At 70.8% G+C, this 26,956-nt stretch carries 24 protein-coding genes and 1 tRNA gene; 9 read left to right on the top strand and 16 right to left on the bottom strand.

What is annotated here, in order from left to right:
- Positions 1–76: 76 nt before the first annotated feature.
- Positions 77–373, bottom strand: coding sequence for a WhiB family transcriptional regulator (locus tag SACPADRAFT_RS0219605; RefSeq protein ID WP_007023627.1), 297 nt, complete (start codon positions 371–373; stop codon positions 77–79).
- A 319-nt stretch (positions 374–692) separates the two neighbouring features.
- Between SACPADRAFT_RS0219605 and SACPADRAFT_RS0219595 the strand changes: the two genes are divergently transcribed.
- From SACPADRAFT_RS0219595 to SACPADRAFT_RS0219585, 3 genes are all read left to right on the top strand, one after another.
- Positions 693–2,849, top strand: coding sequence for a transglycosylase domain-containing protein (locus SACPADRAFT_RS0219595; RefSeq protein WP_007023626.1), 2,157 nt, complete (start codon positions 693–695; stop codon positions 2,847–2,849).
- Between the two features lie 133 nt (positions 2,850–2,982).
- Complete coding sequence (locus SACPADRAFT_RS0219590) at positions 2,983–3,924, top strand: metallophosphoesterase (RefSeq protein WP_007023625.1); 942 nt, start codon at positions 2,983–2,985, stop codon at positions 3,922–3,924.
- Between the two features lie 29 nt (positions 3,925–3,953).
- Positions 3,954–4,027, top strand: a tRNA-Pro gene (locus SACPADRAFT_RS0219585).
- Positions 4,028–4,149: 122 nt separating this feature from the next.
- Here the strand turns inward: SACPADRAFT_RS0219585 and SACPADRAFT_RS0219580 are convergent.
- A complete protein-coding gene (locus SACPADRAFT_RS0219580; protein ID WP_007023624.1) occupies positions 4,150–4,866 on the bottom strand; it encodes a class I SAM-dependent methyltransferase in 717 nt (238 codons plus the stop codon).
- 35 nt (positions 4,867–4,901) lie between these two features.
- Here SACPADRAFT_RS0219580 and SACPADRAFT_RS0219575 point away from each other — a divergent pair, with 35 nt between their 5' ends.
- Positions 4,902–6,815, top strand: coding sequence for a prolyl oligopeptidase family serine peptidase (locus SACPADRAFT_RS0219575; protein WP_007023623.1), 1,914 nt, complete (start codon positions 4,902–4,904; stop codon positions 6,813–6,815).
- Between the two features lie 117 nt (positions 6,816–6,932).
- On the opposite strand, the gene SACPADRAFT_RS0219570 is transcribed toward SACPADRAFT_RS0219575, so the two are convergent.
- Both SACPADRAFT_RS0219570 and SACPADRAFT_RS0219565 read right to left on the bottom strand, forming a co-directional pair.
- Positions 6,933–7,409, bottom strand: coding sequence for a Dps family protein (locus SACPADRAFT_RS0219570; RefSeq protein ID WP_007023622.1), 477 nt, complete (start codon positions 7,407–7,409; stop codon positions 6,933–6,935).
- 82 nt (positions 7,410–7,491) lie between these two features.
- Complete coding sequence (locus SACPADRAFT_RS0219565; RefSeq protein ID WP_028662610.1) at positions 7,492–8,070, bottom strand: NADPH-dependent FMN reductase; 579 nt, start codon at positions 8,068–8,070, stop codon at positions 7,492–7,494.
- Positions 8,071–8,255: 185 nt separating this feature from the next.
- Here SACPADRAFT_RS0219565 and SACPADRAFT_RS0219560 point away from each other — a divergent pair, with 185 nt between their 5' ends.
- Positions 8,256–9,281, top strand: a complete 1,026-nt coding sequence (locus tag SACPADRAFT_RS0219560; protein ID WP_233357220.1) for an alpha/beta hydrolase — start codon at positions 8,256–8,258, stop codon at positions 9,279–9,281.
- 112 nt (positions 9,282–9,393) lie between these two features.
- Here SACPADRAFT_RS0219560 and SACPADRAFT_RS0219555 read toward each other — a convergent pair whose 3' ends face one another.
- Both SACPADRAFT_RS0219555 and SACPADRAFT_RS0219550 read right to left on the bottom strand, forming a co-directional pair.
- A complete protein-coding gene (locus SACPADRAFT_RS0219555) occupies positions 9,394–10,836 on the bottom strand; it encodes a catalase (protein WP_007023619.1) in 1,443 nt (480 codons plus the stop codon).
- An 80-nt stretch (positions 10,837–10,916) separates the two neighbouring features.
- Complete coding sequence (locus SACPADRAFT_RS0219550) at positions 10,917–11,363, bottom strand: Fur family transcriptional regulator (protein WP_007023618.1); 447 nt, start codon at positions 11,361–11,363, stop codon at positions 10,917–10,919.
- Positions 11,364–11,477: 114 nt separating this feature from the next.
- On the opposite strand from SACPADRAFT_RS0219550, the gene SACPADRAFT_RS0219545 reads away from it, so the two are divergent.
- A complete protein-coding gene (locus SACPADRAFT_RS0219545) occupies positions 11,478–12,725 on the top strand; it encodes an MFS transporter (RefSeq protein WP_007023617.1) in 1,248 nt (415 codons plus the stop codon).
- Here the strand turns inward: SACPADRAFT_RS0219545 and SACPADRAFT_RS0219540 are convergent.
- From SACPADRAFT_RS0219540 to SACPADRAFT_RS0219525, 3 genes are all read right to left on the bottom strand, one after another.
- Entirely contained in the window at positions 12,664–13,053 is a 390-nt protein-coding gene (locus SACPADRAFT_RS0219540; RefSeq protein ID WP_007023616.1) for a hypothetical protein, read from the bottom strand. The genes SACPADRAFT_RS0219545 and SACPADRAFT_RS0219540 overlap by 62 nt on opposite strands.
- A 342-nt stretch (positions 13,054–13,395) precedes the next feature.
- Positions 13,396–14,493, bottom strand: a complete 1,098-nt coding sequence (locus SACPADRAFT_RS0219530) for an aspartate-semialdehyde dehydrogenase (RefSeq protein WP_007023615.1) — start codon at positions 14,491–14,493, stop codon at positions 13,396–13,398.
- Positions 14,493–15,755, bottom strand: coding sequence for an aspartate kinase (locus SACPADRAFT_RS0219525; RefSeq protein ID WP_007023614.1), 1,263 nt, complete (start codon positions 15,753–15,755; stop codon positions 14,493–14,495). The genes SACPADRAFT_RS0219530 and SACPADRAFT_RS0219525 overlap by 1 nt, the downstream gene beginning before the upstream one ends.
- A 270-nt stretch (positions 15,756–16,025) precedes the next feature.
- Between SACPADRAFT_RS0219525 and SACPADRAFT_RS0219520 the strand changes: the two genes are divergently transcribed.
- Positions 16,026–16,625: a nitroreductase family protein gene (locus SACPADRAFT_RS0219520; RefSeq protein ID WP_007023613.1), complete on the top strand. Its 600-nt coding sequence runs from the start codon at positions 16,026–16,028 to the stop codon at positions 16,623–16,625.
- Between the two features lie 131 nt (positions 16,626–16,756).
- Here the strand turns inward: SACPADRAFT_RS0219520 and SACPADRAFT_RS0219515 are convergent, their stop codons facing one another.
- Positions 16,757–17,206 (bottom strand): hypothetical protein, encoded by a 450-nt coding sequence (locus SACPADRAFT_RS0219515; RefSeq protein ID WP_028662608.1) that lies wholly within the window; start codon positions 17,204–17,206, stop codon positions 16,757–16,759.
- 280 nt (positions 17,207–17,486) lie between these two features.
- Here SACPADRAFT_RS0219515 and leuA point away from each other — a divergent pair, with 280 nt between their 5' ends.
- Positions 17,487–19,325, top strand: coding sequence for a 2-isopropylmalate synthase (leuA, locus tag SACPADRAFT_RS0219510; protein ID WP_233357219.1), 1,839 nt, complete (start codon positions 17,487–17,489; stop codon positions 19,323–19,325).
- A 182-nt stretch (positions 19,326–19,507) separates the two neighbouring features.
- The gene (locus SACPADRAFT_RS0219505; RefSeq protein ID WP_007023610.1) at positions 19,508–20,092 is read left to right on the top strand and encodes a DedA family protein; all 585 of its coding nucleotides are present in this window, start codon (positions 19,508–19,510) and stop codon (positions 20,090–20,092) included.
- A 350-nt stretch (positions 20,093–20,442) separates the two neighbouring features.
- Here the strand turns inward: SACPADRAFT_RS0219505 and SACPADRAFT_RS0219500 are convergent, their stop codons facing one another.
- From SACPADRAFT_RS0219500 to SACPADRAFT_RS28840, 6 genes are all read right to left on the bottom strand, one after another.
- The gene (locus tag SACPADRAFT_RS0219500) at positions 20,443–21,540 is read right to left on the bottom strand and encodes an ABC transporter ATP-binding protein (protein ID WP_007023608.1); all 1,098 of its coding nucleotides are present in this window, start codon (positions 21,538–21,540) and stop codon (positions 20,443–20,445) included.
- Positions 21,537–22,532, bottom strand: coding sequence for an ABC transporter ATP-binding protein (locus SACPADRAFT_RS0219495; RefSeq protein WP_007023607.1), 996 nt, complete (start codon positions 22,530–22,532; stop codon positions 21,537–21,539). Before SACPADRAFT_RS0219495 ends, SACPADRAFT_RS0219500 begins: the two co-directional genes overlap by 4 nt.
- Before the next feature lie 6 nt (positions 22,533–22,538).
- Positions 22,539–23,519, bottom strand: coding sequence for an ABC transporter permease (locus tag SACPADRAFT_RS0219490; protein ID WP_007023606.1), 981 nt, complete (start codon positions 23,517–23,519; stop codon positions 22,539–22,541).
- Positions 23,520–23,522: 3 nt separating this feature from the next.
- A complete protein-coding gene (locus tag SACPADRAFT_RS0219485; RefSeq protein ID WP_028662605.1) occupies positions 23,523–24,548 on the bottom strand; it encodes an ABC transporter permease in 1,026 nt (341 codons plus the stop codon).
- Positions 24,549–24,558: 10 nt separating this feature from the next.
- Positions 24,559–26,235 carry an ABC transporter substrate-binding protein gene (locus SACPADRAFT_RS0219480; RefSeq protein ID WP_007023604.1) on the bottom strand — a complete coding sequence of 559 codons (1,677 nt, stop codon included), beginning with the start codon at positions 26,233–26,235 and terminating at the stop codon, positions 24,559–24,561.
- A 162-nt stretch (positions 26,236–26,397) separates the two neighbouring features.
- Positions 26,398–26,956, bottom strand: a 559-nt coding sequence (locus SACPADRAFT_RS28840) for a uridine kinase family protein (protein ID WP_007023603.1), incomplete at its 5' end; no start/stop codon positions are given.

Below are 26,956 nucleotides of genomic sequence, written 5' to 3'. Positions count from 1 at the left end.
CCCGCACACCGCCCGTGCCGTCCGTGGACGCACCCCGGCGGCCCGCACCACGTCGGATGCCGCCGCCGGGACGCGGTCAGGAGACCCGTTCGGCGGGTTCGTACTCCCGTTTGGCGGCTTCGAGCAGCGCGCGCCAGCTCGGCACGCCCGGCCGCCTGCGCAGCAGCGCACGCCGCTCCCGCTCGGTCATACCACCCCAGACGCCGAACTCGATCCGGTTGTCGAGCGCCTCGGCGAGGCACTCGGTCCGGACCGGACATCCCATGCAGACCATCTTGGCGCGATTCTGTTCGGCCCCGCGGACGAACAGGCCGTCGGGATCGGTGTCCCGGCAGTAGGCATGGATGCGCCAGTCGGTGTGCTCGGTGTTCATACCCCCAGCTCCTACCTGTCACGACCGGCAGGCGGATGACGACGAAGACGACCTCGCCCCCCGCAAGCAGGTCTCACGTTGCTCACGTTCCCTCCGGACGGCGCCTCCCCGGCACCGCCCACGTGAGTTGTTGACGGACTGTAGGACCCATCGGTTCCGTCCGCCAACCCCGTATCGGCCGTGTTACCAGATATCGGACCGGTAACGACCTTCGGCCACCGCGACCCGGCCGACCGGCCGGTCGATCCGGCGGGTGATCACCGGGTCACGGTGCGGGCGACGATACCGCCGGAACGGGTCACCGCGATCACACCCCCGCATGCGTACCCTGTCCGGTGTGGGTATCCGGAGCGGGCTGTTCAAGATGGTGGGGCTGTGTCTGCTCGCGGGCGTCCTCGTGGCCGGGCTGCTGTTCCCGGTCGTCGGCGCCGCGGGGGTGGTCTCGAACCAGGCCAGCGACACGGTCGAGTCGATGTCGTCGAACCTCGCCGACGAACCACCACCGTTGATCACCAACATCACCGACCGCGACGGCGAGCGCATCGCGACGGTGTACGACCAGTACCGCATCCCCACCGCCCCGGACGAGATCTCCGAGGCGATGAAATGGGCGATCATCTCCATCGAGGACCGGCGCTTCTACGATCACCCTGGGGTGGACTGGAAGGGCACCATGCGGGCCGCCATCAGCAACTCCGCGGGCGGCGACACCCAGGGCGCCTCGACGTTGACCCAGCAGTACGTGAAGAACTATCTGATCAACGTCACCTATCGCAACGACGAGCTGGGCCAGCAGAAGGCCCAGGAGGTCTCGATCGCGCGCAAGCTGAAGGAGGCGCGCATCGCGATGCAGCTCGAGACCAAGATGTCCAAGCCGGAGATTCTCGCCGGTTACCTCAACATCATCGAGTTCTCCCGGGAGATCTTCGGCGTCGGCGCGGCCGCGAAGGCGTATTTCGGCACCACGGCGGCGGAACTGACCGTTCCGCAGGCGGCGCTGCTCGCCGGCGCGGTGAACAACCCCGCGGTGCTCGACCCGTGGAACAACCCGGAGGGCGCGAAGAAGCGCCGCAACATCGTGCTCGACACGATGGTGGGCAACCAGAAACTCGCGCGGGAGGACGCCGAACGCATCAAGAAGGAGCCGCTCGGTGTGCTGCCCGACGGTCCGGACAAGGCCGCCGCCAACTGCACCGGCGCCGAGAGCGGCTTCTTCTGCCAGTACGTGATCGAGTACCTCTACGAGCACGGGATGCAGCAGGACGACCTGCTCACCGGCGGCTACACCATCCGCACCACCCTGGACGCCGAGGTGAACCACCAGGCCGCCCAGGCGGCCAAGGCCGAGGTCGATCAGGACGAGCCCAACGTGGCCAACACCCTTTCCCTGGTCAAACCCGGCAAGGATCGGCACGAGGTGCTCTCGCTCGCCGCGAACCGTGACTACGGACCCGATCCGGACCAGGGCCAGACCATGCTCGGCCTGCCCTACGAGATCATGAACGTGACGGGCACCGGGTCCAGCTACAAGATCTTCACCGCCGCGGCGGCGCTGGAACAGCGCCGTTACGGCATCTTCGACGAGGTCCGGGTCCCGGGCTCCTACACCTCCCACGTGTTCACCGGCGGTGGCCAGGAGGGGTGCCCCGGTATCGCGTGGTGCATCCGTAACGCGGGCGACTATCCCGGGTCGATGACGTTGCAGGACGCACTGGCCAAATCCCCGAACACCGCCTTCGTGATCCTCGAAGAGGAGGTCGGGATGGGGCCGGTCGTCAACATGGCCGAGAAGCTCGGGCTGCGAAAGACCATGCGGTCGAACACGGCCAACGGTGGGGAGGTCAACCCGGACAGCGACAACGTCCAGTACAACCAGAGTCAGAAACAATTCTTCGGTCCGGAGGCCAACGATCCCGGTGAGGGTTCCTTCACCCTCGGGGTGAGTCCGACGAGTGGTCTGGAGCTGGGGAACGTGGCCGCCACCATCATGAGCGGCGGGGTCTGGTGCCCGCCGACCCCGATCCTGGAGATCTCCGACCGCGACGGCGCCGCACAGCCCATCGAGGAACAGTCGTGCGAACAGGCCGTGCCCGAAGGGCTCGCCGACAGCCTCGCCGTGGGACTGAGCAAGGACACCGCGGCCGGAGGCACCGCGCACGCGGCCGCCGAGAGCGCCGGCTGGGACCGTCCGATGATCGGCAAGACCGGGACGACCCAGGAGAGTGGCTCGGCCGCGTTCATCGGCGCCACCCCGCAGATCGCGGGTGCGGCCATGGTCTTCCGGCCCACCCGGCCTTACGGCGGTCTGCTCGACGGGGGGCCCGGCAACGTCACCGCCGTCAGTCCGGGCAGCGGCAACATGTTCGGCGGGAAGACACCGGCCCGTACCTGGTTCCGTGCCGTGCAGCCCGCGCTGGAGGGTGAGCCGGCGGCACCGTTGCCGGAGCCGCACCCGAGGTACGCGGACATCCGATAACCGGCCGCCTCCACCGAGCCGTCACCGAACTGGGTGAACAGCTGTCACCCGGTTCGGTAGTCTGCCCTGGGAAGGCAACCAACCGTCCCTCGCGGACGTACTGTCGGTGACACACGTCTCCCCAAGGATGATGATGAAACGCCTCGTGACGGGGACAGCGGTCACGGCCGCTGCGACTCTCGGGTACGCCGTCGGGGTCGAGCGACGGCGGTTCACCCTGCGGACCGCGGACCTTCCGGTACTGGCCGAGGGCGCGCGACCGCTGCGTGTCCTGCACATCTCCGATCTGCACATGCTTCCGGGCCACGAGGCCAAACAACGCTGGGTGGCCGAGCTGGGCCGGTTGGAACCGGATCTGGTGGTGAACACCGGGGACAACCTCTCCCACCCGCGCGCCGTGCCCGCCGTGCTGCGGGCGCTGGCTCCCCTGCTCGACCGGCCGGGCCTGTTCGTGTTCGGCAGCAACGACTACTACGCCCCGAAGCCCAAGAACCCGGCGCGGTACCTGATGCCGAAGGGGCGCCGCACGCGCGTCCACGGGCCGCAACTGCCCTGGCGCGACCTGCGGGCGGCGTTCGTCGAACACGGGTGGCACGACCTCACCCACGTGCGCCGGACGTTGACCGTGGCGGGGCAGACCGTGGTCGCCACCGGCGTGGACGACGCGCACCTGGACCGCGACCGCTACTCCGACGTGAGCGGCACACCCGGGGACGCGCCCGCGTTGCGGCTCGGGGTGACCCACTCGCCCGAGCCCCGCGTGCTGGACCCGTTCGCAGCCGACGGCTACGACCTGGTGCTGGCCGGCCACACCCACGGCGGGCAACTGCGGGTGCCGGGGTTCGGCGCACTGGTGACGAACTGCGACCTCGACCGCTCGCGCGCCCGCGGCGCCTCGCGGTGGGGCGCGCACATGTGGCTGCACGTCTCCGCCGGGCTCGGCACCTCGCCGTACGCGCCCGCCCGGTTCGCCTGCCCCCCGGAGGCGAGCCTGTTGACGCTGGTCCCGAGGGGTGCGACACCGCACACCGCACAAAACCCGGCCCCGCGTCGAGCCGCCAGCAACGTCCGTTAGACTGGGTGTCGACCCGCTGAGGAATACATCGGGGTGTGGCGCAGGTTGGTAGCGTGCCTCGTTCGGGTCGAGGAGGTCGTGGGTTCAAATCCCGCCACCCCGACGTAGCGAGAGGGCCCCTGCCCGGGCGACCGGGCAGGGGCCCTCTTCGTCGTTCGGCCGGGTGTTCTCCGTCGTGCCATTCCGCCGTCGCAGGCGGCCGGGAAGCACGCGACCGATCGTGACTCACCGCACGGCGAGGGTCTCCACCCAGCAGCGGCTGACGTCACCGGGCCCGCCCCGCACCCACATCCACGCCGAGCGGGCCGCACTGGCGAGCTGCTGGTCCACGATCCCGTCGTCGGTCCGGACCGCCCCGGCCAGCTCCGCTTCGACGTCGCGGGCGAGTTGCCGGTAGTCGTAATCGGCCAGATGCCGGGTCCGGGACCGTACCTCGCGGAACCCGGCCCTGCGCACCCGGTCGTCCACCCGCCTCCCGGCGTACGGGTCCGCCCCGGCCCGGCGCCGCAACAGCTGCCAGCCCCGCAACGCCGCGTCGACGTTGGCCGTGTGCGGCCGCAGCCGCACCCGGCTCCAGTCCGGCGTGGACAGGGCCAGCGTCCCACCGGGCCGCAGAACCCGGGAGAACTCGGTGAGCACCGCCGCCTGGTCCGGCTCGTCGGCGAGCAAACCGTGCGCGAACACGACGTCCGCACACCCGGACGGCAACGGCAGTGCGCGGGCGAGCGCGACCGCGAAGTCGACGGTGCGCACGGCCGCGTGCCGGGCCGCGCGGTGGGCCGCCACCACGCTGCCCGCGTCACGGTCGAACCCCAGCACGTGGATCGGATGCGCGGCCGTGCCGATACTCAGCGTGTTCACCGCGGCGCCGCAGCCGACGTCGAGCACCCACATCCCCGGCCGCAGCAACGGCAGCACGAACCCCGCGTGACCCTCCGACACACCGTCAACCCTACGGACCTGGCAGGATCACGGGCGTGAGCACACAACATCCGCACGCCCGGGTTCCCGACCGGCTCCTGACCGACCCGGAACGGGAGGCCCGCTGGCGGGCACGGTTCGACGCGGCGCGGGTGTCGGTGCCGGACTGGGCGCTGGACGCCCCGGACCGCAACATCTACGTCTCCAACGCCGGCGGCGTGTGGGAGGTCTACGCCTGGGACCGGACCGCAGGCACCCACCGGCAGGTCACCGACCGGCCGAACGGCACCCTGCACGCCACGGTCACGCCGGACGGTCGCTGGATCTGGTGGTTCAACGACACCGACGGCGACGAGTTCGGCGCGTGGGTACGCGAGTCGTTCACGGCCGCGCCGGAGAGCGCCGGTGCGGGCACGGACGGGGGCGCGCCCGGGGCCACGGGCCCGGCCACGGGGACCACCGCGACCACCGTGTTCCCCGACCTCGGCAACGGCTACCCGGCGGGCCTTGCCCTCGGGCACGAGCTGATCGCGCTCGGCATGTCCACCGACGACGGCAGCGACCTCTACGCGCACTGGGACGGCACCACCACCCGCTTCTACAGTCACGAGCAGGACGCGGACGTGTCGGCACTGTCCCGGGACGAGCGGCTGCTGGCGATCGGGCACTCCGAACACGGCGACTCCCGCCACCCAGCGGTGCGGGTCCTGGCCTGTGCGGACGGGAGCGATTTCCGCACCGTCGCCGAGAAGTGGGACGGCGCGGGCAAGGGCCTGGCCGCGCTCGCGTTCTCCCCCCTCCGGGGCGACCCCCGACTGCTGGTCCAGCACGAGCGCCGGGGCCGGGAGGAACTGCTGATCTGGGACGTCGAGTCGGACACCGAGACCGAGATCGAGCTGGACCTTCCCGGCGAGGTCGTCGGTGACTGGTACCTCGACGCCGAGGCCCTGCTCATCGCGCACTTCCACCGGGGACGCAGCGAGCTGTACCGGTACGAGTTGGCGAGCGGGTCGTTGACCTCGCTGGACACCCCCTCCGGCCGGATCGGCGGCGCGGGTGCCCGGCCGGACGGGTCCGTGGAGTACGCGTGGTCCGACGCGGCGCAACCGCCGCTGGTCCGCGCGCGGGAGGCGGACGGCACCGACCGCGTGCTGTTGACCCCTCCGGGCGAGCGCCCACCGGGGTCGTTGCCGGTGTCGGACCTCTTCGTGGACGGGCCCGGCGGGCGGATCCACGCGCTGGTGTCCCGGCCGGACCCGGCGCTCGCCCCGGACGGGCCGGTGCCCACGGTGTTCAACCTGCACGGCGGGCCGCACGCGGCCGACGAGGACCGCTTCTCCGCCTACCGCGCGGTCTGGCTGGACGCGGGCTTCGCCGTGGTGGAGGTGAACTACCGGGGTTCCACCGGCTACGGCTCCGCGTGGCGGGACTCGATCGAGGGGCGTCCGGGCCTGACCGAGCTGGAGGACGTCGCCGCCGTCCACGAGCGGGCGGTCGCCGACGGGCTCGCCGATCCGGACCGGTGCGTCGTGGCGGGAGCCTCGTGGGGCGGCTACCTCACCCTGCTGGCGCTGGGCACCCAGCCGCAGCGGTGGGCCGCCGGCGTGGCCGGGGTCCCGGTGGCGGACTACGTGGCCGCCTACGAGGACGAGATGGAGCCGCTGCGGGCGTTCGACCGCGCGTTGTTCGGCGGCGCACCCACCGACGTCCCGGACGTCTACGAGCGGTGCTCACCGCTGACCTACGTGGACGCGGTGCGGGCGCCGGTGCTCGTGCTGGCCGGGGACAACGACCCGCGCTGCCCGATCCGGCAAATCGAGAACTACCTGAACCGGCTGGCCGCGCAGGGCATCGACTACGAGTTCTACCGCTACGACGCGGGCCACGGCTCCCTGGTCACCGCCGAAACGATCACCCAGGTCGCCACCGAGGTCCACTTCGCGATGCGCAAGCTCGACCTGACGACCTGACCACGACCGGGGTGACCGTGAAGGGCACCTTCCCTGCGCTCAGCGCAGTGAGGGTCACTTTCCCTGCACCCGACGCAGGGAAAGTGCCCCTCACGACACAACCGGGGACGGCGGTGGTCAGGCCTGCTGCGCCTGCCACATCCAGTGCTGCTTCTCCAGTTCCTGGGTGATCTCGATCAGCAGGTCCTGGGTGACGAGGTCGCTCTTGTCGGTCTCGTCGACCCGGACCCGCATCCGCTGGATGAGCACGCTGAGGATCTCGACGATCTTGTCCACCGTCTGGTCGGTGCTCTGCCAGTTGTCCGGGTACTCGGGGAGGCCGGAGTTCTCCGAGACGGTCCTCGCCTTGGCGTTCGGGGAGACCCCGATGGCGTTGGCCCGTTCGGCGGCGCTGTCGGTGTAGCCCCGCGCGAGCGTGGTCAGCTCGTCGAGCTGGAGGTGCACGCTGCGGAAGTTCTTGCCGACGACGTTCCAGTGCGCCTGCTTCGCGATCAGTGAGAGGTCCACCAGGTCGACGACGGTCGTCTGCAGGGCGCTCGCCGTCAGTTCCTTGTCACTGTCCTTGAGCGGGCTCGTGATGGGCGAATTCGCCATCGTGCTCCTCCTCGGTGGTGCGTGACTCCTCGCCGCACGGCGAGCTCGGTCCACCCGAGGCATTACCCGTCAGCGTGAACGGTCAAACACCACCCGCACGGGCGAGGGCGAACTCGGCGACCTGCCGGCCGATCAGCTGGAGAGTGCCCACGACCTTCTCGTCGGAGGCGCTGCCCCCCTCGTCGAACTTCACCTCGGCCGAGTTCACGGCACCACCGAGCGGGGTGGGCCAGCCGCGCAGGGCGTGCGCGATCGTGCGGAGCTGGTCCAGCGTGGTGACGGCCGCCTGCCACCCGTGCGCCACCGCGACGAGCCCGACCCCACGGCCGTCGAGGTACGGGCGGGCGTCCGAGCGCAGGTCCTCCACGTAGTCGAGCGCGTTCTTGACCAGGCCGGAGAGTGCGCCGTGGTAGCCGGGTGAGACGACGACGAGCCCGTCGGCCTCGCGCACCGCCTCGACGAGTGCGGTGGCCTCCGGCGAACGCTGGTCGAGCGCGGCGTCGTAGAACGGCAGCGTGAGCGCGCTCCCGGTGACCGCCCTGGTCGTGGCCCCCGCGGCCTGCGCACCGGCCAGGGCGATGCGCAACGCCCGCTCGGACTGTGAACCGTCCCGCAGGGATCCCCCGATACCGAGCACCTTGATCGCACGTGTCGCAGTCACGCTCCCGAGGCTAAACGCTCGAGTCAGGTCGAGGACTACTTCTGTCGTGACGACCTGTGTCACAGTCACCACGGAGCACCCTCCGCGCTCACCCGGTCCGGTACAAGGCCGGTGACACCTGCTCTACCGGCGAGTAGCCTCAGTCGGACCGATCGTTCGGACGAAGGGGACCCATGGCGCCATCGATGACGGTTCGCGTTCAGGCCGCCGCGGCCCAGCTGCTCTACGCCCTGCCCCGCCCCCTGCGCCGGGCACTCGCGGGCAGGCCCGTCCGCAGGGACGGCCAGGAACTCGCACTGGACGCACACCTGCTGCTCCGCCTGCAACAGTTGTCCGGGGACGGGCTGACCAACGGTTCCGTCGCGGAGTCCCGCGCGGCACTGGACGCCTCCCGGCACCTGGTCAGCGGTCCGGCGATCCAGCCGGTCGACACCCGGGAGGTCCCGATCCCCGCGGAGCACGGCGAGCTGCCCGCGACGCTGTACACCCCGCGGGACCCCGGACCGGGGCTGCTGGTCTTCTACCACGGCGGCGGCTGGGTCGTCGGCAGCCGCGCCAGCCACGACAACACCGCACGTTTCCTCGCGAAACACGCGCAGGTCCGGGTGCTGTCGGTGGAGTACCGGCTCGCGCCCGAGCACCCCTTCCCGGCCGCGCAGGAGGACGCGCTGACCGCGTTCGACTTCGCCCACGCCAAGGCGGGCGATCTCGGCGCCGACCCGGACCGGATCGCGGTCGGCGGGGACAGTGCGGGCGGCAACCTGGCCGCGGTCACCGCACTCGTGACCACCCGCCGGGGCGGCCCCGCGCCCGCCTTCCAACTGCTGCTGTACCCGGCCGTGGACGCGACGGTACGCCGGCGTTCCCGGGACCTGTTCGCCGACGGGTTCTTCCTCACCGACGAGGAGATGACCTGGTTCGTGGACCACTACGCCCCCGAAGGGGTGGACCGGTCCGATCCGACGTTGTCGCCGCTGCTCGCCGACGACCTCACCGGGCTGCCGCCCGCCTACCTCGCCACGGCGGGTTTCGACCCGCTGCGCGACGAGGGGGAGGCCTACGCCACGAAGCTGCGGCAGGCGGGCGTGCCCGTCTCGCTGAGCCGCCAGTCCGACCTCATCCACGGCTACGCCAACTTCCTCGGCGTCGGCAGGCGCTTCACCGAGGCCACCGCGGAGGCCGCCGGCGCCCTCCGCATGGGTGTGGCGTGAAGGACCCCCTGCCTGCGTTCAACGCCGTGAAGGCCCCCTTCCCTGCGTCACGTGCAGGGAAGGGGGCCTTCACGGCAACATCTGCCGCGCGGACGGGTGCGGAGGGGTCAGCTCACTTGCCGAAGGCTGCGGCGACGAGGTCGCCGAGGTCCTTGTCGACGTTGCGCCAGTACTCGAAGACCCGCTCCAGCACCGGCTCGGACACGCCCTTGCTCGCGTGGCCGATGATGTTGTTCGCGAGACGCTCGCGCTCCTCGTCGTTCATCACCTCACGCACCAGCGTGCCCGCCTGGCCGAAGTCGTCGTCCTCGGCGTGCAGGGTGTACGCCGAGCGCACGACCTCGTCATCGATGCCGTAGGTCGCGGTGGTCTCCGAGGCCAGCTCCGGGTCGGCGTGCGCGCCGCCCATGGTGTTCGGCACGTACACCGGGTCGCCGGTGTTGCGGTAGCGCATCTGGCCGTCCTTGGAGTACGAGTTCACCTCGGACTTCGCCGCGTTCACCGGCAGCTGGGTGTAGTTCGCGCCGATGCGGTAGCGATGGGCGTCCGCGTAGGCGAACAGCCGCCCCTGCAGCATCTTGTCCGGCGACGGCCCGATGCCCGGCACCAGGTTCGACGGCTCGAACGAGGCCTGCTCGATCTCGGCGAAGTAGTTCTCCGGGTTCCGGTTCAGCGTGTACTTCCCGACCTTGATCAGCGGGTAGTCGCTGTGCGGCCACACCTTCGTCAGGTCGAACGGGTTGAACCGGTAGGTCGCCGCGTCGGCGTACGGCATCACCTGGACGTACAGCGTCCAGCTCGGGTAGTCACCCTGCTCGATGGCATTCCACAGATCCCGGATGTGGTGGTCCGAGTCCGCACCGGCCAGCCGGTCGGCCTCGTCCTGGGTGAGGTGGTCGATGCCCTGGTCGGTCTTGAAGTGGTACTTCACCCAGAACTTCTCGCCCTGGGCGTTCTCCCACAGGTAGGTGTGCGAACCGTAGCCGTTCATGTGCCGCCAGGTCTTCGGCAGGCCCCGGTCGCCCATCAGCCAGGTCACCTGGTGGGCGGACTCCGGACGCAGGGTCCAGAAGTCCCACTGCATGTCGTGGTCCCGCAGGTTGTTGTCCGCGCGGCGCTTCTGCGAGTGGATGAAGTCCGGGAACTTGATCGGGTCCCGGATGAAGAACACCGGCGTGTTGTTGCCGACCAGGTCGTAGTTGCCCTGGCTGGTGTAGAACTTCACGGCGAAGCCGCGGGGGTCGCGCCAGGTGTCGGGGGACCCGAGCTCGCCCGCGACGGTGGAGAACCGGATGAGACTCTCGGTCCGCGCACCGGGCTGGAACAGCGCGGCCTTGGTGTACTGGCTGACGTCCTCGGTGACCTCGAGCACGCCGAAGGCGCCGCCGCCCTTGGCGTGCACCACACGCTCGGGCACACGCTCGCGGTTGAACTGGGCGTTCTTCTCGATCAGGTAGTGATCCTGGAGCAGGATCGGGCCGTTGGTGCCCGCGGTGAGCGAGTCGTTGTCGCTGCCCACCGGGATACCGACGTTGTTGGTGGTCGGCTTGGTCACGCCGATGCCTCCTCGTCGTACGACTTGCGGGTCGGTGTTGTGCTCAGGGGTCGGTTGTGCTCAGGGGTCGCAAATCCTGCTCAACGGCCGGATTCGGCCGACGGGGCCTGCTGACAGGCGGGGCACAGTCCCCAGAAGACGACCTCCGCCTCCTCGACCGCGAAACCGCCGAGGTGGGACGGCCGCAGGCAGGGCGCCGCACCGCGGACGCAGTCGACGTCCTCGGCGTGCCCGCACCGGCGGCAGACGAGGTGGTGGTGGTTGTCCCCGGTTCGTGTCTCGAACCGGGCGGGATGCCCGGCCGGTTCGATCCGCCTCACCAGTTCGGCGTGCGTACAGGCTCCGAGCACGTCGTAGACCGCCTGCGTGGAGACGGATCCGAGTGCGTCGCGCACTCCCGCGGCCACCTGGTCGGCCGTCGCGTGCGGGTGTTCGGAGAGCCACTCGAGCACGGCCAGCCGGGGCGCGGTGACGCGCAGGCCGGCCGCCCTGAGGTGGTCCCGTACTGGGCTTTCCCGGTGAGGCATGACGTCCCCAGCATGCCGAGCTTTCTGGAATCAGTCAAGAAAACACCCTCTGTCGGGTGATCGTCACGGGAAATGGCTTGCACGGCCGTACCAGGTTCGGGTTGTGTCCGGGAGGTGGCGCTGAAGTCCTACCTCCCCGTACTCCGGATTCCGGGCGTGACGACGTCGATGCTGCTCATGTTCGCCGCGCGGCTGCCGATGACGGCGACCGGGATCACCCTCACCCTGCACGTGGTCGGCGATCTCGGCCGCGGCTACGGGGCCGCGGGACTGGTCGGGACCGCCACGATGGCCGGGACCGCGCTGGCGGCCCCGCTGCTCGGCCGGATGATCGACCGGCACGGCCTGCGCCCGGTGCTCGCGGTGTGCGGGACGGTGTCCGGGGTGTTCTGGACCGCCGCCGGGCACCTGCCCTACGGGGTCCTGCTCGTCGCCGCCCTGCCCGCCGGGGCGCTGGTGGTCCCCGCGGGGTCGGTGGCCCGCCAGGTGCTCACCGCGCTCGTTCCCGAACGGCAGCGGCGCACGGCCTTCTCGCTGGACATGATGTCGCTGGAGCTGACCTACATGACCGGCCCGGTGGCCGCGATCGCGCTCACGACGCAGGTCTCGTCCACGGCCACGCTCACCGTGATCGGCCTCGCCTTCGCCGCACCCGCGGCCGTCCTGATGTGGCTCGACCCGCCCGTCCGCACCCCGGAGGAGAGCGGCCCGGGCACCGGCGCACGACCCGCGCTGCGGACGTGGGTCCGCAGGCCGCTCGTGGCGACGCTGCTGGTGGCGATGGGCGCGTTGTTCGTGCTCGTCGGTACCGAACTCGCCACCGTCGCCGCCCTGCGCGAGTCGGGCGAGGTGGCCTGGACCGGCGTGGTCATCGCGGTGATGTGCGCGGCGTCACTCGCGGGTGGACTCGTGCACGGAGCGGTGTCGCGTTCGCTGCCGCAACCGGTGCTCATGGTCGCGCTGGCGGTGCTGGTGCTCCCGGTCGGCCTGGTGAGCGGACCGTGGTGGGTGCTCGCGCTCGCGCTGATCCCGTCGAACCTGGCGTGCGCCCCCACGCTCGCCGCCACCACGGAGTCGGTGAGCAGGCTGGTCCCGCACACCGTGCGCGGCGAGGCGATGGGCGTCCAGGACTCGGCGACCCGGATGGGACTGGCGCTGGGCAGCCCCGTCGTCGGGTGGGTGCTCGATCACGCCGGCCCGGCGTGGGGCTTCGCCGCCTCCGGGCTCGGCGGGCTCACCCTCGCCGCGGTCGGCGGGCTGCTGCTGGTGCCGGGACGACCCCGGCCGGGGCGCCGCCGGCTCAGAAGCACGCCTGCCGGAGCTGGTCGAGCTGTGTCAGGTTCCGCTGCAACCACTGGTTGAAGTTGTCCAGCCCGTCGGCCTTGCGCTGCTCCAGCTCCACGTACCCGTCGGCCAACCGGAACAGCGACTCCTGCACGCTCTGGTCGGCGACCTCGTTGCCCAGCTGACGCAGCTGCTCGGCCTTCTCGCCGGCCTTCGCCGCGGCCTGCTCCGGATCGAGATTCGGATTCAGATCGACGATGCCGAGCGCCTCGCTGCACGCACTCGCCTTGTCGGTGGCACCGTCCACCTGCTCGATCGTCTCCCCCACCTCGCCGCACCCCGCGGTGAGCGCCACCACCGACAACACGGCCGCCGCCGACGCGACCCGGACACCAGAGATCCTCATGACGACGACCGTACCGGCGTCGGCCCGGTCGGGGGTAGCTCCGCCCAGCGCAGCCGGGCGCGTGGCCCCCGGACGGTCGGCCACGGCGGCGGACAGCGCACCTCAACCTCGCCGACAACCTCCGTCGGCTGGGTGCGTTCCGGGCCGCCGCCGAGCACATCCACCGCGCCGAACAGCGCCTCTCCGCGCTCCCCGGCGGGCCCTACGGCGACACCCTCCGCACGGCCGTCCGTGCGGTGTCCCGGGCCATCGACGACCGGGACACCACGCCGCGGGCGTCCGCGCCCGGCCCCATCGGGTGACCCCGGACGCACCGCCGACCGTGTCCGCCTGCGCGGTGCCTCAGTCGGCCTCGGCGATCAGTTCGGCGATCTGCACCGTGTTCAGCGCCGCACCCTTGCGGAGGTTGTCCCCGGTGACGAACAGGGCCAGTCCGCGCCCGTCGTCGACGCCCGGGTCCACCCGGATCCGGCCCACGTGGCTCGGGTCGGTGCCCGCGGCCTCCAGCGGCGTCGGGATGTCGGACATCCGCACGCCCGGGGCGGTGGCCAGCAGGCTGCTCGCCCGCTCGGCCGACAGCGGCCGCGCGAACTCGGCGTTGATCGAGAGCGCGTGCCCGGTGAACACCGGGATCCGTACGCAGGTGCCGGACACCCGCAGCTCGGGGATGTCGAGGATCTTGCGGCTCTCGTTGCGGAGCTTCTGTTCCTCGTCGGTCTCGTTCGTCCCGTCGTCCACCACGGACCCGGCCATGGGCAGCGCGTTGTAGGCGATCGGCCGTGCGTACTTGGCGGGCTCGCCGAGGTCGACCGCCGCGCCGTCGTGGGTGAGGTCGATGGCGCGGTCGCCCGCGGCCCGCACCTGCTCGGCGAGCTCCTCCACCCCGGCCAGGCCGCTGCCGGAGACCGCCTGGTAGGTGCTGGCCACGAGCCGCACCAGGCCCGCCTCGTCGTGCAGCGGCTTGAGCACCGGCATCGCCGCCATGGTGGTGCAGTTCGGGTTGGCGATGATCCCCTTACGGGCGTCCTTCACCGCCTGCGGGTTGACCTCGCTCACCACCAGCGGCACGTCCGGGTCCAGCCGCCAGGCCGAGGAATTGTCGATCACCGTCACGCCCGCCTCGGCGAACCGGGGCGCCTGCGCCTTCGACGTCGCACCGCCCGCCGAGAACAGCGCGATGTCCAGCCCGGACGGATCCGCGGTGGCGACGTCCTCCACCACGACGTCCCCGCCGTTGAACGGCAGGGTGCTGCCCGCCGAGCGCGACGACGCGAAGTACCGCATCTCGGCGACCGGGAAGTTCCGCTCGGCCAGCAGCCTGCGCATCACCGCGCCCACCTGGCCGGTGGCACCGACGACGCCGACCCGCAGGCCGGTCCCGCCACTGCCCGCTGCCGCGTTCTGCGCTGTCGAATTCCGTGCTGTCGCGCCCTCGGCCATCAGCGACCACTCCCCGCGTAGACGACAGCCTCTTCGTCGCTGCCGAGTTCGAAAGCCTCGTGGATCGCGCGCACGGCGTCGTCCACCTGCGCGTCCCGGATCAGCACCGAGATGCGGATCTCCGAGGTGTTGATGATCTCGATGTTCACTCCCGCCTCGGCCAGCGCCTCACAGAACGACGCGGTCACCCCGGGGTGCGAGCGCATCCCCGCGCCGACGAGCGAGACCTTGCCGACGTGGTCGTCGTAGACCACCGCCGAGAAGTCGAGCTCCGACTTGATCTTCTCCAGCTCGCTGACCGCGTTCGGGCCGTTGGCCTTGGACAGCGTGAAGGTGACGTCGGTGCGGCCCGCCGTGTTGGAGATGTTCTGCAGCACCATGTCGATGTCGATCTCCGCGTCGGCCACCGCCCGGAAGATCCGGGCCGCCGCGCCGGCGTGGTCGGGCACGCCGGTCACGGTGATCTTGGCCTCGGACCGGTCGTGGGCGACGCCGGTGATCAACGCTTGTTCCACGGGGATCTCCTCAATCGAACCGGTCACGGTCGTGCCCGGCTTGTCACTGTAGGACGAGCGGACCCGGATCGGCACGCCGTACCGGCGGGCGTACTCGACCGAGCGCAGGTGCAGGATCTTCGAACCACTCGCGGCGAGCTCCAGCATCTCCTCGTACGGGACCGTGTCCAGCCTGCGGGCGTCCGGGACGATCCGCGGGTCGGAGGTGTAGACCCCGTCCACGTCGGAGTAGATCTCGCACACGTCGGCGTTCAGCGCCGCGGCCAGGGCGACCGCCGTGGTGTCGGATCCGCCGCGGCCGAGCGTGGTGATGTCCTTCGTGTCCTGGGCGACACCCTGGAACCCGGCCACGAGGGCGATGTAGCCCTGTTCGAGCGCCTCGGTGACCCGCGACGGGGTGACGTCGATGATGCGGGCGTTGCCGTGCACCGAGGTGGTCACCACCCCGGCCTGGGAGCCGGTGAACGACCACGCCTCGGCACCCTGCGCGGAGATCGCCATCGCGACCAGGGCGTTGGAGATCCGTTCCCCCGCGGTGAGCAGCATGTCCATCTCCCGCTCCGGCGGGACGGGATTCACCTGCTCGGCGAGATCCAACAACTCGTCGGTGGTGTCGCCCATCGCCGAGCACACGACGACCACGTCGTTGCCGGCCTTCCGGGTGGCCACGATCCGTTCCGCGACGCGCTTGATGCGGTCGGCGCTCTCCAGCGACGAACCACCGTACTTCTGGACTACGAGCGCCACTGCCTCGCTCCTCCTCGCTGCACGCCTGCCACGCCGATCCGGTCTCGGCTCGCGGCGCTACGGATCGTTTCGCCGCTCCAGGGTACCGGGGCGACGCGGGACGGATACCCGGCTTTGTGGCACCGACCACTGACGACGTGCGATTTCGTGCGGCGGGTGGCCCCGCCGGGCGGACTTCGGCCCCGCGCCCGCCGGTACCGGAATCCTTCCGGCCCCGGGCCGCGGCATCACCCGGCCGGGGAAGGGCGTGCCCGCCTACTCTGGACGGCGATGAGTGACAAGGACGCCGACACCAGTGTGCCCGTACACGAACTGATCGCCCGGCGGTGGAGCCCGCGGGCGTTCGACGCCGAGGCGACGGTCGACCCGTCGCGGGTGCGCGCCCTGCTGGAGGCCGCGCGCTGGGCGCCATCGTGCGGCAACAGCCAGCCCGCCCGCTACCTCGTGGGGATGCGTGGCGACGACACCTTCCGCGGCATCCTCGGGGCGCTCACCGAGCGCAACCAGTCGTGGGCGCACCGCGCGAGTGTGCTCATGGTGGCGTGCGCGCGGATGCGCAACGAGAAGGGCGACGTGCCCTACCCCGAGTACGGCGTGGGCCTGTCCACCGAGAACCTGGCCCTGCAGGCTGTCGCCGACGGGCTGGCGGTGCACCAGATGGCCGGGTTCGACCGGGACACCGTCCGCCGGGAGTTCGCGTTGCCGGACGGGTTCGAGCCGCTCGCGGCGATCGCGGTGGGCGTGGCCACCGACGCCGACGTGCTGGCCGACGACCGCGACATCAGCCGGGAGACGGCCCCGCGCGAACGCCTCCCCCTCGCGGAATTCGCCTTCACCGACACCTGGGACACCCCCGTCTTCCCGTCCTGACCCGACGGGGTCACCCGGTGGTTGCCGTGAAGGACTCCTTCGCTGCGTGTGGCGCAGGGAAGGAGTCCTTCACGGCACCCGATGCGGGCAAGGGGGCCTTCACGGCGACCACCCCGGGCGGGCGGCGCCGCTCAGCTGCGGCCGGCGCCGCCGACGAGCCGGATGATGCGGGTGACCAGGGACGAGGCGACCAGCCAGAACACCGCCGCGAGGCCGTGGTTGAGCAGCACCGCGAGCTGCGGGTCGTCCGGGACGAACATGTCCTCGAAGCCCAGTGCGAGCCGCTCCGCGGCGTCGGCGACGAACGACACGATGCCGTTGTCCGGGTTCGCCTCGCCGACGACGAACACGACGTGGAGCACGAGTACGACGGCGAAGGCGAGCCCCACCCACCGGACGAGGGTGGCGAGGAGCTCGACGCCCCGGTCCCGGGCGGCGTGCCAGTCGGTCCGGCGCTTCGGACGCGGTCCGGACTCGGCCTCCCCCTCGGGGGGCCGGCCGTCGGGGCCCGCCGACGAGGCGGGCATGGCGCGCGTCGTGTCGGCCGTGGTGTCCCTGCCCTCGGCGTGATGTTCACCCATGCCGGGATTTTCGCACGCCGACCCCGCCCTGGCTACGCGCCAGTAGCCCCACGGTGGGACCGCGCATAACGGTTCCACAACGACCCCCGGGGTTCCGTCCGCGGCCGGACCGGCGTTAGGCTGACGTCCGTGGCGCTCTCGCTCCTCCTGCTTCGCTGCCGCGACGGGGCCTGATTCGGACCGGCTCCCCGTCGCGGGGTTCGCCGGTGTTCTCACACGCCGCAGCGCCGGCCGTCGATCGTGCCCGAACCGACCAAGCAGCAGGAGCTTTGCAGCCATCATGAGCACTTCCGATTTCCGGACGTCCGACGCACCCGGTTTCGACACCTCCCCCGGCAGCGTCTCCGGCGCCGGATCCGCGAGCCGCATCCGAACGCCGTCCCGTCCGACCCCCGAGGGTCAGCCGCCCTGGAACAGGCAGAAGGGCAGCACGATGCCCTACGACCGGTACCAACCGTGGTACCGGCTGGTGGAGGACATCCGGCTGCCCGACCGCACCTGGCCGGACACCCGCATCGGGACCGCGCCGCTGTGGTGCGCGGTCGACCTGCGCGACGGCAACCAGGCGCTGATCGACCCGATGTCACCCGCCCGCAAGCGCACGTTCTTCGACCTGCTCGTGCGTATGGGCTACAAGGAGATCGAGGTCGGCTTCCCCGCCGCGAGCCAGACCGACTACGACTTCGTCCGCGAGATCATCGAAGAGGACGCGATCCCGGAGGACGTGCACATCCAGGTGCTGACCCAGTGCCGCCCCGAGCTGATCGAGCGCACCTTCGCGGCGCTGGAGGGCGCCCCGCGGGCGATCGTGCACATCTACAACTCCACATCGATCCTGCAACGTCGGGTGGTGTTCCGCGAGGAGCGCGAGGGGATCAAGAAGATCGCCACCCAGGGCGCCGAACTGGCCGCCGAGTACGCGGCGAAGTACTCCGACACCGAGTTCCGGTTCCAGTACTCCCCCGAGTCCTACACCGGCACGGAGCTGTCCTACGCGGCCGAGGTGTGCAACGCGGTCACCGACATCTGGCAGCCCACGCCGCAGCGGCCGGTGATCCTGAACCTGCCCGCCACCGTGGAGATGGCCACGCCGAACGTCTACGCCGACTCGATCGAGTGGATGAGCCGCAACCTCGAACGGCGGGACGGGGTGATCCTGTCGCTGCACCCGCACAACGACCGGGGCACCGGCATCGCGGCCGCCGAACTGGGTTACCAGGCGGGCGGTGACCGGATCGAGGGCTGCCTGTTCGGCAACGGCGAGCGCACCGGCAACGTCGACCTGGTCGCCCTGGGGATGAACCTGTTCAGCCAGGGCATCGACCCGCAGATCGACTTCTCCGACCTGGACGAGATCAAGCGCACCGTCGAGTACTGCAACCAGCTGCCGGTGCACGAGCGCAGCCCGTGGGCCGGCGACCTGGTGTTCACCGCGTTCTCCGGCAGCCACCAGGACGCGATCAACAAGGGCTTCGACGCCCTGCGCAAGGCGGCCGACAAGCAGGGCGTGCCGCTGGAGCGGTTCCCGTGGGAGGTGCCCTACCTGCCGATCGACCCGAAGGACGTCGGCCGCACCTACGAGGCGGTCATCCGGGTCAACTCGCAGTCCGGCAAGGGCGGCATCGCCTACGTGATGCGCACCGAACACCAGCTCGACCTGCCACGCAGGCTGCAGATCGAGTTCTCCCAGGTGATCCAGAAGCACACCGACGCCGGCGGCGGCGAGGTGGACCCGGACACGATGTGGGCGGCCTTCGCCGAGGAGTACCTGCGGCCGCGCACCCCGCTGGAGCTGATCAGCCAGCACGTCCGGGCGGACGACAGTGGTCTCTACCAGCTCACCGCCACGATCCGGCTGGACGGCGAGGAGCAGGAGGTCGTCGGCAGCGGGAACGGGCCGATCGCCGCGTTCTTCGACGCGCTGGCGACCGTGGGCTACGACCTGCGGCTGCTGGACTACAGCGAACACACCCTCAGCCCCGGTGACGACGCCCGGGCCGCCTCGTACATCGAGTGCGCCGTCGAGGACCGGGTGTACTGGGGTGTGGGCATCGACCCGTCGATCGTCACGGCGTCCCTGCGCGCCGTCGTCTCGGCCGTGAACCGCGCCCACCGCTGAGGCCGTCCCCCCGGGGTGTGGCGTGAGGGGCACTTTCCCTGCGCGTGATGCAGGGAAAGTGCCCCTCACCGCCCTCGACGCAGGAAACGTGCCCTTCACGTCAACTCACGATATGGCAACGGTGCGGTTACGACCGGGCGAGTGCTGAATAGTTCTCAGCTTCGGGCGCGTTGAGTGGTCGTGTGGACCTCTCGACCGCTTCGCTGTTCGGCCTCTTCGTCGTCGCGGCGATCCCGCTCGCGCCGACCGAGGTGGCGCTGATCGGCATGGGCTTCGCCGCCACACAGGGGGACGTGTCACTCGTGCCGGTCATCGGCGTCGGGGCCGCGGGCTGTCTGGTCAACGACCTCGCGCTGTACGGCCTGGGGCGGCACGGTGTGTCCCGGGTGCTCGACCGGCTGCGGGGACGCCCGTCCGTGGAGGAGAGCACCCGCTGGATCGGCGACCAGCTCGACCGCCGCGGCGTCACCGCGCTCGTCCTCGCCCGGTGGCTGCCCGCGGGCGGCACCGCGGGCTCGCTGGTGGCCGGGTCGCTGCGCTGGTCCCGGTCGGGGTTTCTGACCGCGTCCGGGATCGGCGTGCTGCTCTGGTCCACCTACGCCGCGGGCCTCGGCTACCTCGGGGGCGAGCTCGTGCGGCAACCCCACGTGAGCCTGCTGCTGTCCTTCGGCGTCGCGCTGACCATCGGCACGGTCGCCGCCGCCGTGGCGCGGCGGGAGCGCAGCCCGGCACAGCGCGGCGACTCGTGCCTGTCCGCCAGGAGGTGAGAGGTCTCGCCGGCGACCACGGCGCCGCCGTGCTCCGGCATCCGGGCACGCGGTCGGCATCCGCTCGGCATGATCGACAGCATGCGGGCCGGACGTCTCGACCGACGGCCGTACCAGCCGTGCTCCCCCACATGGAACGTCGACTCGTGTGCATGGCACGTCGACTCGCGGGCATGGGGTGGCGACTCGCGGAGGGAGGGCGTCACCCCGTGCCGGGCGTGCCGGGTGACGATCACGACGGGGACGTCCGACTCCGCCCCGATCGTCTCGGCGGCGGCCAGCCCGTCCGTCCCCGCCATCTCCAGGTCCAGCTCGACGAGATCCGGGCGGTGCTCGGCGCGCGGGGCCGGTCAGGACGGTGCGGAGGCGGGGTCCGAGGAGCGTGGGGACAGTCGTCCGGCCAGGATGTCCTCTGCGTAGTGGCAGGCCACGCGGTGGCCGTCGCCCAGGTCCCGCAACTCCGGGCGGTCGGTGTCGCACAGCGTCTCCTGCCGCCACGGGCAGCGGGTGTGGAACCGGCAGCCGCTCGGCGGGTCGGACGGCGACGGCAGGTCGCCGGTGAGCAAAATCTGCTCCCGGGTGTCCTCCACCGTCGGGTCCGGCACCGGCACCGCCGAGAGCAGCGCCTTCGTGTAGGGGTGCCGCGGCTCGGCGTAGAGCGCGTCCGCGTCGGCCTCCTCCACCAGCGCGCCCAGGTACATCACGCCGATGCGGTCGGAGATGTGCCGCACCACGGCCAGGTCGTGCGCGATGACGACGTAGGTCAGGCCGAACTCCTCCTGCAGCTCCTCCAGCAGGTTGAGCACCTGGGCCTGCACCGACACGTCCAGCGCCGACACCGGCTCGTCGGCCACGATCAGATCCGGCCGCAGCGCCAGCGCCCGCGCGATGCCGATGCGCTGCCGCTGACCGCCGGAGAACTCGTGGGGATACTTGCGCAACGCGGTGCGCGGCAACCCGACCGCGTCCAACAGCTCGACCAGCCGCTGCCGGGTGGACTCCCGGTCGGTGTCCAGCCCGTGCGCCCGCATCCCCTCGATCAGCAGCGACTCCACCGACTGCCGAGGGTCCAGACTGGACAGCGGGTCCTGGAACACCATCTGCATCCGTTTGCGGGTGCGCCGCAGCGACTCCCCCTTCAGGGCGGAGAGGTCGTCGCCGTCGAAGGTGATGCGGCCGCCGCTCGGCTCGATCAGGCGCAGCAGCGCCCGGCCGAGGGTGGTCTTGCCGCAGCCGGACTCGCCGACCAGACCGTAGGTCTCGCCCCGGTTGACCCGCAGGCTCACCCCGTCCACGGCGTAGACGTGGCCGACGGTGCGGTCGAACACCACCCCGCTCTTGATCGGGAAGTGCACCGTCACGTCGTCCAGCGCGAGCAGCTCCCCAACCTCGTCCACATCGGACGGCGAGGCCGGGGCGCGGTCCGGGGTCGTGGATTCCGTCGTCATCGTGCTCCCTCCGCCACGGCGGCCCCGGTTCCGACCGGATTGTGGCACCGCAGCATCCCACCCCGGTCGTCGGTCAGCTCCGGCGCGTCGGTCCAGCAGGCATCGACGGCGTTCGGGCACCGCGGTGCGAACGCGCAGCCCCGGGACCAGGGGATGTTGTCGGCCACCGACCCCTTCACCGGCACGAGCTTCTCCCCGCGCGGCGCGGTCAACCGCGGGATCGAGGCCAGCAGCCCGTGGGTGTACGGGTGGCGCGGCTCGGCGAACAACGCGTGCCGCTGCGCGCGTTCGACGATCCGCCCGCCGTACATCACGTTGACCTCGTCGCACAGGCCCGCCACGACGCCGAGGTCGTGCGTGATCATGATGAGCGCGGTGTCGGTCTCGGCCACCAGGTCCCGCAGCAGCCGCAGGATCTGCGCCTGGATGGTGACGTCCAGCGCCGTGGTCGGCTCGTCGGCGATGAGCAGCTTCGGGGCACACGCCAGCGCGATCGCGATGAGCACCCGCTGCCGCATCCCGCCGGAGAGCTGGTGCGGGTACTCCCGCACCCGGCGCTTCGGGTCCGGGATGCCGACCCGGCCCAGCAGCTCGACGGCCTCCGCCTTCGCCTGCTTCCGGGTCAGGTCCCGGTGCCGCAGCAGCACCTCGGTGAGCTGCACCCCGATCTCCACGACCGGGTTCAGCGAGGACAGCGGGTCCTGGAACACCATGCCGAGGTCGCGCCCGCGCCGGGTGTCCATCTCCTTCGCGGAGAGGCCGAGCAGTTCCTCACCCGCGAACCGGGCCGATCCGCTGATCTCCGCCCCCGCCGACGGCAACAGACCCATCAGCGCCAGCGAGGTGACCGACTTGCCGCACCCGGACTCGCCGACCAGCCCGACCGTGCGGCCGGGCTCGACGTCGAAGCTGATCGAGTCCACGGCGGTCGTGGACGGCTCGCCCTTGCGGTGGAAGGTGACCGACAGGTCACGGACTTCGAGCAGTGCCATCGCCGGTCACCGCCTCTGCCGTGGGTCGAGCGCTTCCCGCAGCGACTCGCCGACGAGCGTGAACCCGAGGGCGACCACGATGATGCAGGCCGCGGGCCAGAACGCCAGGTGTGGCTGCGAGTCGAAGTAGTCCTGCGCGTTGCCGAGCATCTGTCCCCATTCGGGTATCGAGTCGTCCGCCGCACCGAGGCCGAGGAACGACAGCGCGGCGGCGTCCAGGATGGCGATGGCCAGCACCAGGGTGGACTGCACGATCACCGGGCCCAGCGAGTTCGGCAGGATGTGCCGGAACACGATGGCACCGCGTTTCACCCCGAGCGCCCGCGCGGCGAGCACGTGGTCGCTCTCCCGGACACTGAGCATCGTGCCGCGCAGCAACCGCGCGAAGATCGGTATCTGCACGATCGCGACGGCCAGGATCACCGAGAACTGGGTCTGCTGCGCGAACAACGCCCCGATGGACACCGCCAGCAGCAGCGACGGGATCGACAGCATGACGTCGACCACGCGCATGACGAACGTGTCCACCCAGCCGCCGAACGCGCCCGCGAGGGTGCCGAGCACCAGGCCGCCGCCCAGACCGATGATCGTGGCCAGCAGCGCCACCATCAACGTCTGCTGCGAGCCGAGCAGCACCCGGGACAACAGGTCCCGGCCGTACTGGTCGCCGCCGAGCGGGTGCCCCGGCTGCGGCGGTGGGATCTCGTTGCGGGCGTTGGAGACCTGTTCCTCCAGCATCCGCAGGCCCGGGTCGTGCTGGGCCAGCAACGGCGCCAGCAGCGCCAGCAGCACGAACAGGCCGATGATCGTCGCACCGACCAGGAACAACGGGTTGCGCCGCAGCCGACGCCAGGCCGAGACAGCCAGGCTCACGCCCTCGACGCCGCCGGACGGGTCCGGCTCCACCCCGGAGCCGGTGCCGCCCGTCGGGGACCGGCCCGCCGTCTCGGCGAGCCGGTCGATCTTCGTGGCACGGGACGAGGCCATGAGCTACGACCCCACCTTCTGTGCCGACCGGATCCGCGGGTCGATCAGCGCGTACGAGAGGTCGACCACGAGGTTGACCAGCACGTACGCCGACGCCGCGGCGATGATGACCACTTGCAGCACGGGGAAGTCCTTGCGTTCGAATCCGAGCGCCAGCGCCTCGCCGATGCCGTGCCAGGCGAACACGGTCTCGGTGAGCACCGCTCCCGACAACAGCGCACCGGTCTGCAGGCCGATGGTGGTGACCACGGGCAGCATCGCGTTGCGCATGATGTGCCGGTCCCGGATCACCCGGCTCGCCAGCCCCTTCGAGCGGGCGGTACGCACGTAGTCCTCGTCCAGCACGTCCAGCACGGACGCGCGGGTGATCCGGAAGATCACCGCGAATGGGATCGAGGACAACGCCGCCGCGGGCAGCAGCAGGTGTACCAGCGCGTCGAGCGCGGCGTCCCACTCCCGGGTCAGCAGACCATCGAGCACGAAGAACCCGGTCACCCGGGTGGCGTCGAGTCCCACGCTCTGCCTGCCACCGGTGGGCAGGATCCCGAGCTCGATCGAGAGCACGTACTTCAGCAGGAACGCCAGGAAGAAGATCGGGATGGAGATTCCGACCAGCGAGCCCATGATGCCCAGGTTGTCCAGCCACCCGCCGCGCCTGCGCGCGGCGAGGTAGCCGAGCGGGATCGCGGTGACCAGCGCGATGAGGATCGCCGCGAGACTCAGCTCGACGGTGGCGGGGAACCGTTCGAGGAACAGTTCCGAGGCGGGCTTGCCGGGCGAGACGCCCGTCGAGGTGCCGAAGTCACCGGTCAGTGCCCGCCCGAGGAAGGCGAAGTACTGCACGATGATCGGCTCGTCGAGCCCGAGGGTCTGGCGCAGCTCCGCCCTGCTCTCCGCGGTACCGCGGTTCCCGAGGAGCGCCGAGACGGGCCCTCCCGGGAGTGCCCGCAGCCACGCGAAGAGCAGGACGGACAGGACGAACATGACGAGTACGAGTTGCAGTACCCGTCGGACGGTGTAACGGAGCACGTGTCGGTTCTTACTCCGAGCCGAGGCTGACCGTGGCGAACTCCTCCTTGGTCAACGGGCTGGGCACCAGCCCCTCGACCTCGGGCGCCACCACGATGGCGGGCGGGGAGTGCGACAGCGGGATCGCCGGCAGGTACTCCGACATCAGCTTCCGGTTGAGCTCCTGGTACGCCGCCTTCCGTTCGGCGTCGTCCACGATGGAGTTCGCGTCCTGGAGTTCCTGGGCGAGCTGCTCACCCCACGGCGACGAGGCGGTGTGGAACTGCCCCTCCGGGTCGTTGAAGAAGCTGCCGAGGAAGTTGTTCGGCGAGTTGTAGTCACCGGTCCAGCCCAGCAGGAACAGCTGCGCCCGGGATTCCTCGACGTCGTCGATGTAGCCGCCGGTCCACGGCTTGCTGACCGCCTCGACGGTGATGCCGGCCTCTTCGAGGTCCTGGCGGAGCGCGCCGTAGACGGCCTCCGGGTTCGGCATGTACGGCCGGGTGACCTGGGTCGGCCACCAGAACTCGACCGTCAGGTCCTCGTGGCCCGCCTCGGCCAGCAGCTGCTTGGCCTTGGCCGGGTCGTGCGGGTACTCCTGGACGTCCCCGGCGTAGCCGTCCACCGAGTCCGGATACATCTGCTTGGCGACCTCGGAGTTCTCCGGCATGATCGAGCTGACCAGGTTGTGCCGGTCGAGGGCGTGGGCCAGGGCCTTGCGCACCTTCAGGTCCTGCAGCGCCGGGTTGTTCTTCTGGGTGATGCCCAGGTACAGGATGTTGAACGGGTCGCGGATCTTGACGTCGAAACCCGCTTCCTTCAGCGCGGCCCAGTCCGCGGGCGAGGGCAGGTCGTAGCCGTCGATGTCGCCGGCCTCCAGCGCCTGCCTGCGGGCGGTCTCGTCCGGGATCACGCGGAAGATGAGTTCGTCCACCTTGGCGGACTCGCCCCAGTACTCGTCGTTGCGGTTCAGCGTGATCGTGCCGTTGGCCTCGTCCCACGAACCGAAGGTGAACGGCCCGGTCCCGGTCGGGTGCTTCTGCGCGTACTCCGAGAAGACGAAGCTGTCGCCCTGGGCCGTGACGTCGTTGGCCTTGTGCTCGTCCATCGCCGTCGGGCTCTGCATGGCGAAGGCGTCCTGGCTGAGCATCGTCGGGAAGTCGGCGGTGAAGCGGGTCAGCTCCAGCTCGACGGTGTGCTCACCGGTCGCGGTGCAGGACTTGTACAGCGAGTCCTTGTCGTCCTCGGCGAACCCGCCGAAGTTGTTGATCCAGTAGTACGACAGCGCCGCGGAGGCGCCCGCCCCGGTCTGGTTGTACATGCGCTCGAAGTTGTCGCAGACCGCCTGACCGTTGAACGGCGTGCCGTCGTGGAAGGTCACGCCCTCCTGGAGGGTGAACTCCCAGTTCGTGCCCTCCTCGTTGGTGGCCTGCCACTCCTTGGCCAGCTCGGGCTCCAGCTCGGCGGTGCCCGGCTTGATGCCGACCAGGTTCTCGTACATCTGCCGCGTCACGCGGAACGTCTCGCCGTCGGAGGCGTAGAACGGGTCGAAGTTCGCCGGGGCGCCCGCGGCACCGAAGACGAACGTGTCGCCACCCTCACCGGACCCCCGGTCGGACTCGGCACACGCGGCCATGGAGAACGCGAGCGCACCCGCGAGCCCGGTCAGGGCTGCGCGGCGCCATCGGCCCACCCGCAACTGATGCATGTTGACACCTCTTGAGCGAACATCGGTTCGAACCCACGCCCTGTCCGGACGCGGCGGATGTCGGGACCCTAGCGGTTATCGGCCGTTTACTTAACCCCCGGAAATTACGATCCTGACACGACATCGCCCGATGTGATCGAAAACGGCGGGCGGCGAAGACACTCAGTAGTGATTCTGACGCCCGGATGAGCTCTTCTGGTCCGATCGTGTGACGACTGTGGTGATGTCGGTGGTGGCGACGCGCTGGGTCGCGTGCGTACCGGTCAGGTCCACCGCGTACCAGCCGCGCTCGAACCGTTGCCACGCCGTCAGGTGCGGCCGGGTGTCCTCGCCATCGCGCGCCACCGCACGCTCCAGTCGGGACACCGGATCGGGGTCGGCCACCCAGCACAGCGCCGACAGGCGCGGCCGGATACGGGCCCGGCCGGACGAGAAGCCCTCGATCACGAGCACCCTTGGCACCGGTACCCGCACCCACGCGCCGGGCCCCGGCTCGCCCGCGCTCCACTCGATGCGGCGGTAGCCACCGGGCCGTCCCCCGGCGAGCGGGGTGAGCACGCCCTCGTCCAGGCGCGGCCACCACGCCACCGGGTCGTCCCAGGTGGCGAAGTCGTCCGTGCCGACCACCGCCGTGGTCACCCCACGCGCCGTCAGCCGCGCGCGGAGGAGGTCCGCGAAGGTGGACTTCCCCGAACCCGACGGGCCGTCCACCGCCACGAGC

Source organism: Saccharomonospora iraqiensis subsp. paurometabolica YIM 90007 (genome assembly GCF_000231035.2).
GTDB lineage: Bacteria > Actinomycetota > Actinomycetes > Mycobacteriales > Pseudonocardiaceae > Saccharomonospora > Saccharomonospora paurometabolica.
Note: the sequence above shows the minus strand (reverse complement) of the source record. Positions and strands in the feature narration are given on the sequence as shown.